The sequence below is a fragment of the Cognatundibacterium aquatile genome (assembly GCF_014699135.1).
Classification (GTDB): domain Bacteria; phylum Pseudomonadota; class Gammaproteobacteria; order Burkholderiales; family Burkholderiaceae_D; genus Undibacterium; species Undibacterium aquatile.
In genome coordinates, this window is the sequence record NZ_JACOFT010000002.1 from 179,479 (window position 1) to 194,431 (window position 14,953).

The 14,953-nt window shown below is 49.9% G+C and carries 13 protein-coding genes; 6 read left to right on the top strand and 7 right to left on the bottom strand.

Annotated features, from left to right (window positions below; genetic code table 11):
* Positions 1-4: 4 nt before the first annotated feature.
* The 5 genes from lysS to H8K26_RS05240 form a co-directional block, all read right to left on the bottom strand.
* The gene (gene lysS, locus H8K26_RS05220) at positions 5-1,543 is read right to left on the bottom strand and encodes a lysine--tRNA ligase (RefSeq protein WP_190477880.1); all 1,539 of its coding nucleotides are present in this window, start codon (positions 1,541-1,543) and stop codon (positions 5-7) included.
* Between the two features lie 119 nt (positions 1,544-1,662).
* A protein-coding gene (prfB, locus tag H8K26_RS05225) for a peptide chain release factor 2 (protein WP_186885467.1) occupies positions 1,663-2,767 on the bottom strand; the annotation gives its coding sequence in 2 pieces (ribosomal slippage) (positions 1,663-2,685 and positions 2,687-2,767; 1,104 coding nt in all).
* A gap of 112 nt (positions 2,768-2,879) precedes the next feature.
* Positions 2,880-3,170 carry a hypothetical protein gene (locus tag H8K26_RS05230; protein ID WP_186885466.1) on the bottom strand — a complete coding sequence of 97 codons (291 nt, stop codon included), beginning with the start codon at positions 3,168-3,170 and terminating at the stop codon, positions 2,880-2,882.
* A 159-nt stretch (positions 3,171-3,329) separates the two neighbouring features.
* Positions 3,330-5,573: a YgiQ family radical SAM protein gene (locus tag H8K26_RS05235; RefSeq protein WP_223826908.1), complete on the bottom strand. Its 2,244-nt coding sequence runs from the start codon at positions 5,571-5,573 to the stop codon at positions 3,330-3,332.
* A 176-nt stretch (positions 5,574-5,749) separates the two neighbouring features.
* Positions 5,750-6,178, bottom strand: coding sequence for a ribonuclease HI family protein (locus H8K26_RS05240; RefSeq protein ID WP_190477884.1), 429 nt, complete (start codon positions 6,176-6,178; stop codon positions 5,750-5,752).
* Positions 6,179-6,321: 143 nt separating this feature from the next.
* Here H8K26_RS05240 and H8K26_RS05245 point away from each other — a divergent pair, with 143 nt between their 5' ends.
* The 4 genes from H8K26_RS05245 (at position 6,322) to H8K26_RS05260 (ending at position 11,430) form a co-directional block, all read left to right on the top strand.
* The gene (locus tag H8K26_RS05245; RefSeq protein WP_190477886.1) at positions 6,322-7,281 is read left to right on the top strand and encodes a 2-hydroxyacid dehydrogenase; all 960 of its coding nucleotides are present in this window, start codon (positions 6,322-6,324) and stop codon (positions 7,279-7,281) included.
* 263 nt (positions 7,282-7,544) lie between these two features.
* Positions 7,545-8,936 (top strand): MBOAT family O-acyltransferase, encoded by a 1,392-nt coding sequence (locus H8K26_RS05250; RefSeq protein WP_190477888.1) that lies wholly within the window; start codon positions 7,545-7,547, stop codon positions 8,934-8,936.
* Positions 8,937-8,944: 8 nt separating this feature from the next.
* The gene (locus H8K26_RS05255; RefSeq protein WP_190477890.1) at positions 8,945-10,219 is read left to right on the top strand and encodes an SGNH/GDSL hydrolase family protein; all 1,275 of its coding nucleotides are present in this window, start codon (positions 8,945-8,947) and stop codon (positions 10,217-10,219) included.
* Positions 10,216-11,430 carry an SGNH/GDSL hydrolase family protein gene (locus tag H8K26_RS05260; RefSeq protein WP_190477892.1) on the top strand — a complete coding sequence of 405 codons (1,215 nt, stop codon included), beginning with the start codon at positions 10,216-10,218 and terminating at the stop codon, positions 11,428-11,430. The genes H8K26_RS05255 and H8K26_RS05260 overlap by 4 nt, the downstream gene beginning before the upstream one ends.
* Positions 11,431-11,620: 190 nt before the next feature.
* Here H8K26_RS05260 and H8K26_RS05265 read toward each other — a convergent pair whose 3' ends face one another.
* Positions 11,621-11,839, bottom strand: a complete 219-nt coding sequence (locus H8K26_RS05265) for a hypothetical protein (protein ID WP_186885459.1) — start codon at positions 11,837-11,839, stop codon at positions 11,621-11,623.
* A gap of 41 nt (positions 11,840-11,880) precedes the next feature.
* The gene (locus H8K26_RS05270; RefSeq protein ID WP_186885458.1) at positions 11,881-12,135 is read right to left on the bottom strand and encodes a hypothetical protein; all 255 of its coding nucleotides are present in this window, start codon (positions 12,133-12,135) and stop codon (positions 11,881-11,883) included.
* Between the two features lie 613 nt (positions 12,136-12,748).
* Here H8K26_RS05270 and H8K26_RS05275 point away from each other — a divergent pair.
* Positions 12,749-14,233 (top strand): sensor domain-containing diguanylate cyclase, encoded by a 1,485-nt coding sequence (locus tag H8K26_RS05275; protein WP_223826861.1) that lies wholly within the window; start codon positions 12,749-12,751, stop codon positions 14,231-14,233.
* A gap of 178 nt (positions 14,234-14,411) precedes the next feature.
* The gene (locus H8K26_RS05280; RefSeq protein WP_223826862.1) at positions 14,412-14,930 is read left to right on the top strand and encodes a hypothetical protein; all 519 of its coding nucleotides are present in this window, start codon (positions 14,412-14,414) and stop codon (positions 14,928-14,930) included.
* Positions 14,931-14,953 lie beyond the last annotated feature (23 nt).

Below are 14,953 nucleotides of genomic sequence, written 5' to 3' on the forward strand. Positions count from 1 at the left end.
GAGATCAGTCTTCGCGGCGCAGATGCGGGAACAGAATCACGTCACGGATATTCGGTGAGTCGGTAATCAGCATCATCAGACGGTCGATACCGATACCGCAGCCGCCGGTCGGTGGCAGGCCATATTCGAGCGCTCGGATGTAATCAGCGTCGTAGTACATCGCTTCTTCGTCGCCCGCATCTTTGGCGGCAACCTGTGCCTGGAAGCGTGCTGCCTGATCTTCGGCATCGTTCAATTCCGAGAAACCGTTCGCGATTTCGCGGCCAGTCATGAACAGCTCGAAACGCTCGGTGATGCCGGGAACAGTATCAGAAGCACGTGCCAGTGGCGACACTTCGACTGGGTAGTCGATGATGTACGTCGGATTCCATAACTGCGCTTCGGCGGTTTCTTCAAACAGTGCCAGTTGCAAGGCGCCAAGCCCAGCGGTAGCAAACGGTTTGACACCGAATTTCAGTAATTCAGCCTTGATGAATTCAGCATCGTGCAATTGCTCATGCGTGTATTGCGGTGCATATTTATTGATTGCGCCGACGATGGTCAGGCGTTCAAACGGCTTCGACAGATCAAGTTCTTTACCCTGATACGTCAGCACTGCTGTGCCGTGTGCGTCTTCTGCGGCTTTGCGAATGACTTGTTCAGTGAAGTCCATCAGCCATTTGTAATCGACATAGGCTGCATAGAATTCCATCATCGTGAATTCAGGATTGTGACGCGGTGATACGCCTTCGTTTCGGAAATTACGGTTGACTTCGAATACGCGATTGAAGCCGCCGACCACCAGGCGCTTCAGATACAGTTCAGGTGCGATACGCAGGTACATTTCCATGTCCAGCGCATTGTGATGCGTGATGAAAGGCTTGGCTGCCGCACCACCTGGGATTACATGCAGCATCGGTGTTTCGACTTCCATGAATTCATGGCTGGCCATGAAATTACGGATCGATGTCATTGCCGCAGTACGTGCTTTGAAGGTGCGGCGCGTGTCTTCGCTCATGATCAGGTCAACATAGCGCTGACGGTATTTGGTTTCCTGATTTGCCAGACCGTGGAATTTATCTGGCAGAGGGCGCAGCGACTTGGTCAGCAAACGCAAGGTCGTGACTTTAACGGTCAGCTCATCAGTTTTGGTTTTGAACAGCACACCTTCAACACCGAGGATGTCGCCCAGATCGTAATGGCGGAAGGCTTCCATCGCCTCTTCACCAGTTTTATCCAGCGTCACATACAACTGTATGCGGCCATCAGCCTTCAGGCCGGACGCATCTTGCAAGGTCGCGAAAGCAGCTTTTTTACCAGCTTCTCGCTTGAGCATCATGCGGCCAGCAACGCTGACTTCGACATTCATTGCTTCCAGCTCTTCGCGGCCTATCGTGCCATACTGCTCTTGCAGGCTGGCGGCTTTATGTTGCGGGCGGAAGTCGTTAGGGAAGGCAATGCCTTTGGTACGGATAGCATCGAGCTTGGCACGGCGTTCCGCGATGATGGAATTTTCATCGACCGGTAATTCGCTGGCAGCGGTTTGATTATTCAGTTCTGACATAAGATTTCTCTCAGATTTCTCTTCGTTGTCCGGGCAGTTTGTCTGCCTGTTTGTTTTGTCGGCGCAATTTCAAATGACGGAAATTGCGCCGTTGTACTTGCTTGTTTGGCTCGATTTATTTAAACGCCTTGCTTCAAAGAAGCGGCGATGAATTCATCAATATCGCCATCGAGTACGGCTTTGGTATTACCTGTTTCAAAACCGGTACGCAGGTCTTTAATGCGAGACTGATCGAGCACGTAAGAGCGAATCTGGTGACCCCAGCCGACATCGGTTTTGGAATCTTCCAGATTTTGTTTTTCGCTCATGCGCTTGCGCAATTCGAGTTCAAACAATTTCGCTTTCAGCATTTCCCAGGCTTCCGCACGGTTGCGATGCTGGCTGCGATCATTCTGACATTGAACAACAATGCCTGATGGGCCGTGTGTCAGACGAACGGCAGAATCAGTTTTGTTAATATGCTGACCACCAGCACCGGAGGCGCGATAAGTATCGGTGCGCACATCAGCTGGGTTGATGTCGATCTCAAATGAATCGTCGACTTCAGGGTAAACGAACAAGCTTGAAAACGAAGTGTGGCGGCCATTATTTGAGTCAAATGGTGACTTGCGCACCAAGCGATGTACGCCTGTTTCGGTGCGCAGGAAGCCATACGCATAGTCGCCTTCGACTTTCAGGGTAGCCGTCTTGATGCCGGCAACGTCACCATCGGATTGTTCAAGAATTTCAACCTTAAAGCCTTTGCGTTCGCAATAACGCAAATACTGGCGCAACAGCATCGATGCCCAATCCTGTGCCTCGGTTCCGCCAGCACCCGCCTGGATATCGATGAAGCAGTTGTTCGGGTCCATGGGGTTGTTGAACATGCGGCGGAATTCCATACCTTCGATCAGGCCGCGCAAATGCTGCGCGTCGGTTTCGATGGATTCCAGCGTATCGTCGTCGTTTTCTTCTTTGGCCATAGCAAACAGATCGTTCGCATCGCGCAAGCCGGATTCCGCTTCGGTCAGCGTGTTGACAACGGCTTCAAGGGATTTTTTTTCTTTGCCCAGATCCTGCGCGCGCTTAGGATCGTTCCAGACCGTTGGGTCTTCTAGTTCGGCGTTAACTTGTTCGAGTTTCTCTGACTTGATATCGAAGTCAAAGATACCTCCGTAATTCGGCTTCACGGACCGTCAGGTCGGCAAGCAGGGATGACAGGCTATTGAGGCGTTCGGCTTCCATAATATTAGCTTTTCTTATGCAATCAAACCTTGCATTATACCTTGTACCGCGCCAAGAATACTGAATTTGCCTGCCTGCGGATGTTTATCTGATGCGCTTGCGCTCTATTACGTTACCAGACTGAAGTCGTGGTCGTTGGTTTTGCGTGACGATGACTTTCAAACCATTTTGCCAGATGGTCTTTAAAGCAGCTTGGGCAAATGTGATATTGAGTGAGTTTCGACTGGCCGCCGTTCGGAAACGATTCTTCCTCTTCCATAGAAATAGTGGTGTTAATTTTCTCGTATTCTTTTGTACCCCAGTTTTCATCCCACAGAGATTCTGCGCCACAGACATCGCAGGTAAGCTTGTCAAAGACTTCTTCAGTGTGTTCAAGAATCAGAACCGTTTTCATGTGTTTCATATTTCCTCCGTTGGATGATGTTGGAATCGAAGCAGCGATGAATTGATTCTACATCAGCCAATTGTGGTGAAGTGTCAGAAAAAGAAAAAAGCTGCGGAGCGGGTATGCTCGCAGCTTTGAAATAGACTTGTCCGATTTGCGCCGGATTGTGCCTGATTATTAGCGTCTGCCTGATTTTGCTGGGCTGGTTTTCGGTTTTGCTGATTTGTAAGCTAATGGCGGGCGGGCAGTTGTCGTTGAGGCTGGCCTGGATGTGGTCGCGGCATTGACACGCGCAACTGGCTTTTTGCCATAAGTATTGATTTTTGGTGCAGCGACACGTCGCCCATTGGCTACACCGCTTTCATCGACGGTAACAGGAATCGCAGGTTGGCGTGGCGGTATCAGATGACGCGGGCTGCTGCCAATCAGATCGCGCCGCCCCATGCGTACTAACGCTTCGTGGATGATTTCCCAGTTTTCCGGCGCATGATAGCGCAACAGTGCCTTATGTAGTTTCCGGATTTTTCCTGAACGCGCAGTTTCCACGACTTCAGAATCCGCACTGACTTTTTTGAGCGGATTTTTGCGGGTATGGTACATCGTCGTCGCCAGTGCCATCGGCGTTGGCATAAACGTTTGTACCTGATCGAGTTTGAAGTCGTTTTTCTTGAGCCAGATCGCGAGGTTCACCATGTCTTCATCGGTGGAGCCCGGATGTGCAGCAATGAAATAAGGAATCAGATATTGTTCCTTATTCGCTTCACGCGAATATTTTTCAAACATCTGTTTGAATTCATCGTAGCTGCCGATGCCGGGCTTCATCATTTTCGATAAAGTATCCGCCTCAGTATGTTCAGGTGCGATTTTTAATAAACCGCCGACGTGATGCGTTACCAGTTCTTTCACATATTCTGGGGAACGTACAGCGAGGTCATAACGCAGTCCGGAACTGATCAGAATTTTCTTCACGCCCGGTATCGCCCGTGCTTTGCGATAAATCGAGATTAATTTGCTGTGATCGGTGCCGAGGTTTGTACAAATTGATGGATAAACGCAAGACAGCCGGCGGCAGGATTCTTCGATTTTTTTATCTTTGCAGGCGAGACGATACATATTCGCCGTTGGGCCACCCAGATCAGAGATGGTGCCGGTAAAGCCTTTGACTTTGTCGCGGATTTCTTCGATTTCGCGAAGAATAGAAGGTTCTGAGCGGCTTTGTATGATGCGACCTTCGTGCTCGGTAATGGAGCAGAACGTGCAACCGCCAAAACAGCCACGCATGATGTTGATGGAAAAACGTATCATTTCCCAGGCTGGAATACGTGCTTTACCATAAGATGGGTGTGGCGCACGTGCATAGGCACGGTCATAGACACCGTCCATTTCGTCCATCGCCAGCGGCAGCGGTGGTGGATTCAGCCAGACATCACGTTCACCATAGCCTTGTCGCAGCGCTTTGGCATTGCCGGGATTCGCTTCCAGGTGAAATACGCGTGATGCGTGCGCGTACATCACAGGGTCATCTTTGACTTCATCGAACGATGGCAGGCGTATCACTGATTTGTGCTGTTTATTCTTCAGCATCAATTGACGTTCTTCACGGCTCATCATACGAACCGCCTGCTGCTTAACAACATCCGTCTTCACTTCCGTTGCCACTGCAGTTTGCACAAGATTTGTAGCCGTTGCGCTGTCGCCTTCGCCAGTTGCGCATTTCGCGCCTTCTTGCGGTGTCATCGCGTACGGATCAGTGTGAGCTTCGACTTTTCCCGGCGTATCAATTTTGACGGAATTGATTTCTACCCATTCTTCATCTGGCAACCAGCCGCGTGGCACCATAAATGCCGTTCCGCGCAAATCACGTATTTCTTTAATCGGTTCACCTGCTGCCAATCGGTGTGTCAGGTCGATCAGCGCCCGTTCAGCGTTACCGAATAATAGTATGTCTGCCTTAGAGTCAGGTAAAACAGAGCGGCGCACTTTATCTGACCAGTAATCGTAATGGGCGATCCGGCGCAGACTGGCTTCGATACTGCCGATGACAACGTTGGCATCCGGAAAAGCTTCGCGCGCGCGTTGTGCATACACGACCAGCGCACGGTCAGGGCGTTTGCTGCGGTCGCCATCGGGTGTGTAGGCATCTTCCGAACGAATTTTTCTATCGGCAGTGTAGCGATTGACCATAGAGTCCATATTGCCGGCAGTAACGCCAAAATACAGATTTGGCTTACCGAGAGCGCGGAATGCGTCGGCCGAATGCCAGTCGGGCTGGCTGATGATGCCGACACGGAAGCCCTGATGTTCAAGTACGCGGCCAATCAAGGCCATGCCAAAGCTTGGGTGATCGATATAGGCATCGCCGGTGACCAGAATGACGTCACAACTGTCCCAGCCGAGCGCATCCATTTCAGCGCGTGACATAGGAAGAAAAGGTGCAGCGTTGTCACCGCCAACTTCAGGGCGGAAACGTGGGCGTGAGAAGAGATTTTTAGGCAAAGGATTCATGGGCGCGATTGTACCGGAAAGCCTGCAACCTTGCCCGCCGGCCGATGAATTTATGCTGAAGAATCAAATGCTTGCGTACTTTAAACGGCGCATCAGGTGCGTAAAAGCTGGTCGGTTTCGATATTTTTATGTCGCGGCACCCATTTCAACTTTAATCGCGGCAAAGATTGCATCAGCTCCAGCGCCTGCTGGCGATAAGTGGATAGCAGTCTGGATGCCTTCGCTTCCACGGCCAGAACATCGTTGATCACAACCAGACTGTCTCCACGCAGCAGTACCGTTTGTGTTTCTGGCTGCGTCACCTGTTGTGTCAGTAGTGTCAAGGCTGCGATCAGTGCCTGATATTCGGCGTCGCTGCTGTCACCGTGACCAATGTTGGCGGTGTGTTGTGTGACTTTGCCATCAGGACTATGCAGTATGCAGGCGATTTTGCAGTTGCCGGGATTCGGTTTTGCAGAGCCGTCAAACCAAGCCAGCCAGTCGGCTTCGCGGGAGTTTTTCAGAGAAGAAGAGGGCGGCATAAAAAGGGCGCTTGAATAACTTAACAGGTCGCTTGAGCACTCATTATATTCTGTGGATAGGGCATTCATGGGAGATTGCGTCATTGCTGGCGCGTCGCGGTATGATCTTGCTTTGTTAAAAATCCAAAAAGAAGCACCATACAATGAAACCAGATCACGTCAGAATGCCGATTCCTTTTGTTGCTGCATCTGACTATACACAGACGAATGCCTGGGTGCAGGCCTTACAACAGGCGATGCCAGACGAACGCATCGTTGCGTTTGATCGATTATCCGAAAATGAAAAGCAAAGTGTGACGGTCGCGATTGTGGCGAACCCAGATCCTGCGAATTTACAGCAACTGCCTGCGCTGATGTGGGTGCATAGCGTCTGGGCTGGCGTAGAGCGTCTGGTCGCTGATCTTGGTCAGAGTAAATTAAAGATCGTGCGCCTGGTCGATCCGCAACTGGCAGAAACGATGGCAGAAGCAGTGCTCGCATGGACTTTATATCTGCACAGGGAGATGCCAGCCTATGCGCGACAGCAGAAAAATAGCCAATGGCTGGCGCGGGAATATATCCGGCCACAATCTAAAACGATCAGCTTGCTGGGATTGGGGGCTTTAGGTGAGGCAGCGGCGAAACGCTTGCTGGCAGCGGGTTTCCAGGTGTGCGGCTGGAGTCGCAGTCAGAAAAATATTGCCGGAGTTGATTGTTTTTCAGGGGAAGCTGGTTTGTCCGCGATGTTCGCCAGAACCAGTATTCTGGTTTGCCTGTTACCGCTGACACCGGACACCAGAGGCTTGTTGAATGCCGCACGGCTGACGCAGTTGCCTAAGGGGGCATCACTCGTGAATTTTGCCCGCGGTGCGATTGTGCGGGATGCCGATCTACAGGCGGCACTTAATACTCAGCATCTGCAGCATGCGGTGCTGGATGTGTTTGAAACGGAACCGTTGCCTGACGCCAGCTGGCATTGGCAGCATCCACAGGTCACAGTGTTACCGCATATTTCTGCCCCCACAGACAAGCAAACCGCCTCGGCGATTGTTGCGGGTAATATTCGCCGTTATCGTGATGATGGCAGTTTACCGGTATTGGTGGATGTGGCTAAGGGGTATTGAGTAGGCTAACAAGCGTATTAAAAGGAGTTGGACGTAAGACTAGTGTTCGTAAATCCTTGTCGCATTATTCACTGCAAATGACTTGCGCAATCGCGATGCAACAAGATTGAAACAGCTTTGCAGGTTTCAGGCACGATTGTTGTGAAATGCATTGCGTAAAAATATTGAGATAATGTAAAGTCTTCCTCTTTGTTTTCCGCTGCTTATTGTCATTGCTGGCGGCTGATTGATTTTCGTTTGCGTATTTTGTCTCCGAACCTAGCATGAGTTACCTGTCGCCCGAATTTGCTGTTTGCTTTTTGTTGTTTCTATTACTTTACTGGGCGCTGGCACGTTGGAGTTCTGCACAAAAAGTCGCTTTGCTGCTCGCGTCCTACGCCGTGTATGCATCGCTGGACTGGCGTTTCAGCGCGACGCTGGCATGCTATACGGCGTCGCTATTACTGTTGCTCGCTGCGGCAAAGCGCTGGTCGCAGCACAGAAAAAAACTGGCTGTTGTAGGTGTTGCCGCGTCAGTGATCAATCTGGCGGTTTTTAAATATTTTGATTTCTTTCGCGAGGGTTTTCAGCTCGCAGCTGCTGCGTTGCAGTCCGATTGGGTGATTCCTGCACTGGATATTATTCTGCCTGTCGGTATTTCGTTTTATACGTTTCAAGCCATTGCCTATATCGTCGCGGTTGGCCGCAATGAGCGCGATCCTGCCAATCCGCTCGATAGCGCTTTGTACCTCGCGTTTTTCCCTACACTGATGGCGGGCCCTATCTGCCGCCCGGATACGTTGCTGGCGCAGATCGAAGAAAAAACCGTGCGTCAGATTCGTCAGCCTGACCGTATTTTCTGGTTATTACTTTCTGCATTGATTAAAAAAGTCTGGCTGGCAAGCTGGATTGCTGCAACCTGGGTCAATCCGCTGTTTGCGAATCCCGATGCCTATCAGGGTGTCGAGCTGTTGTTAGGCATGTACGCATTCGCGATTCAGATTTATTTTGACTTCAGTGGCTATTCCGATCTGGTCATCGCGATGGCGATGCTGCTTGGATACAAGTTAAATCAGAATTTTAATTTGCCTTATCTGGCCGTTAACCTGCGTGAATTCTGGCGGCGCTGGCATATCTCACTCTCTACCTGGATACGGGATTACGTATATATCCCTATGGGTGGAAATCGTGGCGGCTGGTGGGCAACGCAACTGACCATTCTTACTTCCATGCTGATCAGCGGAATATGGCATGGCGCCAGTATTAAATATCTGATCTGGGGCGCATTGCACGGGCTGGGCATGGTTGCACAAAACGTGCTGGAGAAAATCACCGGTCGCAAAGCGGGCGGCTTTCTCAGCGGTGTGATCACCTTTCATTTTGTCTGCGTTGCCTGGATATTTTTCCGTGCCGATGGCTGGCAGGAAGCGCTCAATTATCTGTCTGGCTTTACTCGTCACGGCGGCGCGATTGAACTCAATGTGCTAGGCGGATGTGCTTTGTTATTGTTATTTTTCTGGGTGTCATATTACTTTGAGCAAGTACGTGACAGCAGTCTGGGCTTATTAGAAAAAACGCCTTTGATATTAAAACCTGTGCTGCTTGCTTTTCTGGTGTTACTGATTAATTTGCTAGGGCCATCAGGGGTGCCAGCGTTTTTATATTATTCCTATTAAGAGCTTGCATGATGGCGAAGGTCAAAACAAGAGTAAAACCGAAAACCGGTACAGCGTTAAGAGCAACAAAAGTCGATACTGGTTCGATGCCGACACTGGCGGTCATCGCACTCACGCTGGGTTTATTGTTCTGGTTGCGGCAAGATGCGCTCGATATTTACTGGCAGCAGACGCGGCACGGAGAATTAGGGCTGACGCATCTGTCGGATGCTGAGTTATGGCACAGCGGAGCGGACGTCACCAAAGTCGTATCGCGGACGTTGAATCAGCAAATCGGCGCAATGGAGGAAACGCAGGAACGTCTGATGCTCGCAGCTAATGTGTTGTGGCTGGGTAAATCAGCGCTGATACAAAAGGATGAACCGACACTAGCTGCGGCACAAAAAATACATACAACAAATGGCCTGACGTTGAAGGCGCACGCGGATGGAATTGCTGCCAACGTATCGACATCGCCCGTTGCCGGTAAAAAAACGAATAAAGAGAACGGCAGCGATGCCGGGCAAAGTCAGAAAGAATCAGATAAGGTCGCCAGCGTCAGCAGCGACGCGCAACTGCATACAGCTGAAGCAGTGACCGAAACGGAAGAAAACCGGGCAGTTCCATTGACTCAGTTTGCGTCACTCAATGAAGACGGGCGTATCGTGCTCAGCCCCAGCGACAAAGTCTTGCTGGTCGGTGATTCCATGATGCAGGGCGTGGCGCCGCATGTCGCGCGGGCACTGCAAAATGGAAATGTGAAGTCACTGGATCTGAGTCGTCAGAGTACGGGGCTGACTTATCCTGGTTATTTTGACTGGCCGACGACGATTAAGAACACGATCAGTAAAGAACGTATTTCGGTGCTGGTGGTATTTCTTGGTGCGAACGATACCTGGGATATGCTGTTTGGCAACAAATATGAACGCTTCGGCAGCGAGAAATGGCAATCGACCTACGCGTCCAGAGTGGAAAGTATTGTTCGATATGCGCATGCGCAGCATATACGCGTGATCTGGCTGGGTGCGCCGAATATGGGGCGGGAAAATATCAACCGCGGTGTCAAAGTATTGAATCAATTATTTTCTGCGGCGATCAAAGATAGTGCTTCGCGCTATTTATCGACCCGTGAGCTATTAAGCGATAATGCCGAGACCTATCAGAAAGCGATTACGAGGGAGGATGGAAAAAGTGTGACTGTCCGCAACGAAGACGGCATCCATTTCACCCGTGCCGGACAGAAAATTCTGAGTGATCTGATTTTGCGTCAGTTTGCTTTACCAACAGTGAGTAAGCCTTTGTGATCTATCCTTTTTTGTTCGGACGTCTGGCGTCTGTTTTGCTGACGTTCTGTCTTTTTTCATCCGCTGTGGAGGCGACGGTATTGCAGGATTATGGGGATCCGAATGCAGCGCGGCTCTGGCGTCAACTGGCGGCGTTGGAACGCGGTGAAAGTAAGGATGTCATTCATATTCTGCAATTAGGCGACTCTCATACCGGCGGCGATTATTTTACCCAGGCGTATCGCGAGCGTTTGCAGCAGCGTTTCGGCAACGCGGGCATAGGCTGGATTACTCCGGGTTATGTTAAAAATCAGCGTTCTGCGCAGGTCTTGATGAAAATGGCGGGGCAATGGAATACCCGCATCAGCCGTGCGAATCCGGAAAATTTTCCGCTTGGCGGTGTTGCCAGCATGCCGTCTTCAGGCGCTTACATGGAAATTGTACCGAAGCAGCCTTTGAATGGTGTCTACCGTGTCAGCATCTGGTCGCGCAAAGTGTCTGATCAAGCCGCAGGCGGCTGGAAACTGGCTTTTCCCGATGGCGATATCCGCGATCTGACGGCACCGGTGGGCAACGATTGGCAAGTCAGCTATGTGATCGGCAGCGGCGCGGAACTGAATAGTTTGTTTCTGCGTTCCGAGGGTAATCCGGCGGAGCTGGGCGGCATTGCAATTGATGCGATTGCGCCGGGTGTCAGCGTTGATGCGCTGGGCATCGTCGGAGCAACACAACGTGTGATCAGTCGCTGGCAACCGGAAGCGGTGCGCGATCAGTTGCGCTGGCGTCGTCCGCAATTGCTGATTTTGTCGTATGGAACAAACGAAGCGTTTGACAGTAAACCTGACTTTGACGCTTACCGGCTGGATTTGCAAACGACGATACGACAATTGCGCAGCGCTGCGCCTGAGGCGGCGATTTTGTTGATCGGGGCGCCGAATTCAGCGAAAAAGACCGGGCCTGGTGAGAGTGCAGGGTGTCGCTACAAATTGCCGATGGCATTACGTACCGTACAAACCATACAGCGTGAAACAGCAGTCGCTGAAAAATTATTGTACTGGGATTGGGCGGCGGCGATGGGCGGTGATTGTGCGATACAACGCTATGCTGAAGCCAACCCGCCATTGGCGCGACCAGATCTGGTGCACTTTACGGAAGATGGTTACGCCCGCAGCGGCAATGCTTTGTATGAAGCGCTGATGCAAAAATATCAGCAACATCGTTCTGCCAGATAAATGCGCTGACAGCACTCAGAAGGCTACTATCCGACCCCATAAATGACTAAAAACGGGGGAGTATCTGCCGATTTCGCCTTAATGTCTCAGTAAATAAAGGGCGTTAAAATATACTCCCCCCAGTATATTTTTCTGATTTTTTAGTATTTTTTGCTTCTGGAGCTTCTGGATGATGAAAATCTGGGCTGAATCAGTCGCGCCATTGACCAGTGGCGATTCTGTGTTTTGCCTCGCGGATGACTTCTTCATCCGCTTGCGGCTCGGTCTGACAGATCATGTCAAGCTCCAGTACGCCGCCTTCTTCCCCGGTCAGTAAATTCCTGATCGTGGCATATGGTGCGATAGCCGCGGTGTCCTGAATATCATGCTCAAAGGTGATCTCGAAATTTCCGGTTTTAAACGTTCTCAAGATGGTTTCCTTTCAGGTATTAAAGCCTGTCGGCGTTGTCTTCAGGATTGCTGAACCCAGCCGATTTCGATATCGGCGCTGTGCAGATAATAACCTTCGCTCTCTATGCCCGCGATTGCTGCTGCGACATCCAGAGCCACAGGTTTGACCAGCCCCAATGTGTCGAAGCCGCGCTGTATCAGCCGGACATCGGCATAATCAGGGTCTTCCAGATTTAATAGTTTGATGTCGGTATTGGCAGCGACAGACAAGTGCTTTTTGGGCTGAGCGACACTCTGATAAATATCAATTTGCATATTTCCCTCAAAAAAATGATGGGTGGCTGCGTGCATTCAGAAAAGATCAAAAGATCATATCTTGCCAGAACAATTTGAATACTGACGAAAATAAAGGATACAGTTTTATGTCCTTGTTGTGATCATGTCTTTTGTTCGTTTGTGGTTTATCTGACTGATCAGTATCACCGGGTCGCATGTCGCACTTTACCTGAGTTATTTCGGTAACTCGTCATTAAGTAAAATGCAACACTGCGCAGCGTTGTGATGTAGGACGCAGATATTTCTCCTGGCACAATGGTTTGCAATTCATTTCTGCACTTTTGAATATAATTTCTTCCAACCTTCCTTCGCCAGGTACGTCACCTCGTTGACGAAGTGTTTCTTGCCAAATCTTATTGGCGAACGATACAAGTTTGTTTTCCTTTTTTCTTCTGAATTCTCGAGGTTTGAGTTGTCAGTACAGGCGGTTAATACGCTGCTGAATGCCCTCATTACGCCAGTTGCTTGTTGCTGGATATTTGCTGGTTGAACACAGTGCGAATCGGAATAATGTTCATCAGCATTGATCTTCACATGCAATATCACGCATCAAGTGGCCCAAAATTTTTCGTCATTTTTCGGATAATTCAAATTGAATTTCATTTCAAAAAATCAAGTTATCTCAAAATTCCTATCAGACTATGGCGCTTTGCTTTTATTGCTAAGCATAGTCGGTACATGGTTGACTGTTGATTTTTATCAGGAGCGCGAGCAAATTATCGAAGAGTCAAAGAAGCTTGCGATCAACAAGAGTCAGTTGGTTGGCAGTTCAGTCGGTGAGTTGTTTCTTGTCACAGATTACGTGCTGCGCGACATCATTGGCAGACTCGATGTCGTTAAAGATTTGCAGTTAACTAGCAAGGATAATGAAAGAAATATTCACCTGACCGCAATTCTTTCGGAGAAACTCGAAACGGTCACAGGCCTCAGGGATTTCGCGGTATTGGATCGTGACTGCCGCATTGTGGCGACTGCAAAATCACCTTTCATCGGCGTTAACACCGGCCAACATTTTTGCGGAGGTGTGAAGGTGAGTCCGGGGCAAAGTACACATATAAAGTATTTATCCGCTGATCAATCGATTTCAGGTCGATCCGCTGTGTTGATGTCGCGTATCCTGGGGACTGCCGACGGGATTTTTCTTGGCGGTGTTGTGGCGGTGGTCGATCTGGCATTGGCACAAAAATGGATTGAAGCAATACATACTGAAGCAAATGATGTACTCGCCATTATGGATGCGGATGGCCTGCTGCTGGCAAACAAGCCGGCACAACCAGATGCGATAGGGAAACCCGTTCCCGTGCCAATGGCTCAGTTTTTTTACAGCCGGATTAATGACCCCACTTCATTCATCAATAATTCCCCCTACGATGGTCGCCGGCGAATTACCGGGGTGAGTAAAGTGGAGCGCTTTCCGTTTATCACGATTGTCGGCTTTGACTATGACCGTGTGTTGAAGGCTTGGCGTTACAGAATGTGGCAGTTTGCCACTGGATTTCTGCTCTTGTGTATTTTCGCTGTAATCGCTTTGCGATCGCATCACGAGGCGTTGTGTCAACGCGAGAGAATGCGAAAACTCGCCACCACAGATGCACTAACGAATATTGCAAACCGTCGTCACATCATGGATATCGGGAACAGAGAATTTACCCGGGCCAGACGTTATACGCATTCGCTTTCAGTATTGATGCTGGATATTGATAAATTTAAGTTTATTAATGATCGTTGGGGGCATCCGGTTGGTGACCGGGTAATAAAAGAGTTGGCAAACTTGCTGACTATTACCGCCAGAGATCAAGATGTCAGCGGACGTTTGGGGGGCGAGGAATTTACGGTGATACTGCCGCATACTGATACAAGTGGCGCGAAAATCATTGCCGAACGCTTGCGTGTCGTCGTCGCTGAAGCGCAGGGCGTAAATCTGGATGACAATACCATTGTCCGTTTTACAGCCAGTATTGGCGTCGCTACATTGAATGTTGAAGATACATCTTTTGATATGTTATTGCAGCGGGCTGACAGGGCTTTATACAAAGCAAAAGAAAATGGGCGTAATCGCGTAGAAAGCGATAACTGATTTTGTTTCACTGGATGAGCTGATCGTGGCAACGGGTAGGTAAGTCGGTTTTGCTTTGTCCGTGGTGTTTTTGTTTATCAAACAGAGGAGAGGGTGTAGGATGCTGCACGTCGCCTGATGATTGCTTGCCATTGGCTGCAATCGGCATAACACGGTGTTGACAACACGTCGGTTTACCATGAAAACATTCAGCGTTTATTCCATCATAAAACAACTCGTCTTTTTTAGTTTTGCGGCCACTTTAAGCTCATGTGCCAGTTGGCATTCGGCAGATATCGCTGTGCTGCAAACGGAAAATGACGTGCTTGCCAAGCTGGGCAATCCTACCCATGTGTATCAGGATGGGCAAACGCATTTACTTGAGTACATGCATGGTCGCAGGGCACAGGCGACGCACATGGTCAGGGTTGCTGCCGGCGGCAAAGTGCTTTCGTATGAACAAGTGCTGACAGACCAGAAATTTGCCGAAATCAAACCGGGCGTATCTGATAAGGCGGCTGTGTTGAGAATGCTGGGTGCGCCGTATGAAAATGTGTATTACTCCAGAGTCAGGCTGGAAGCGTGGTCGTATCCATACAAGGAAAGTGGTGTGTGGAATTCACTGATGGCAGTCTATTTCGACCACTCTGGCATTGTGCGTAAACTGGAAAATGGCCCAGACCCTGTGTTCGAGCCGCGTGAACACCGGCGTTTCTGATAGCGTTTGGTCAGCGGCAGTAT

Coding starts and splice junctions, on each gene's coding strand:
- H8K26_RS05270 (WP_186885458.1), bottom strand. CDS start 12,135: ATGCAAATTGATATTTATCAGAGTGTCGCTCAGCCCAAAAAGCACTTG.
- H8K26_RS05250 (WP_190477888.1), top strand. CDS start 7,545: ATGAGTTACCTGTCGCCCGAATTTGCTGTTTGCTTTTTGTTGTTTCTA.
- lysS (WP_190477880.1), bottom strand. CDS start 1,543: ATGTCAGAACTGAATAATCAAACCGCTGCCAGCGAATTACCGGTCGAT.
- H8K26_RS05240 (WP_190477884.1), bottom strand. CDS start 6,178: ATGCCGCCCTCTTCTTCTCTGAAAAACTCCCGCGAAGCCGACTGGCTG.
- H8K26_RS05255 (WP_190477890.1), top strand. CDS start 8,945: ATGATGGCGAAGGTCAAAACAAGAGTAAAACCGAAAACCGGTACAGCG.
- H8K26_RS05235 (WP_223826908.1), bottom strand. CDS start 5,573: ATGTCACGCGCTGAAATGGATGCGCTCGGCTGGGACAGTTGTGACGTC.
- H8K26_RS05230 (WP_186885466.1), bottom strand. CDS start 3,170: ATGAAACACATGAAAACGGTTCTGATTCTTGAACACACTGAAGAAGTC.
- H8K26_RS05245 (WP_190477886.1), top strand. CDS start 6,322: ATGAAACCAGATCACGTCAGAATGCCGATTCCTTTTGTTGCTGCATCT.
- H8K26_RS05280 (WP_223826862.1), top strand. CDS start 14,412: ATGAAAACATTCAGCGTTTATTCCATCATAAAACAACTCGTCTTTTTT.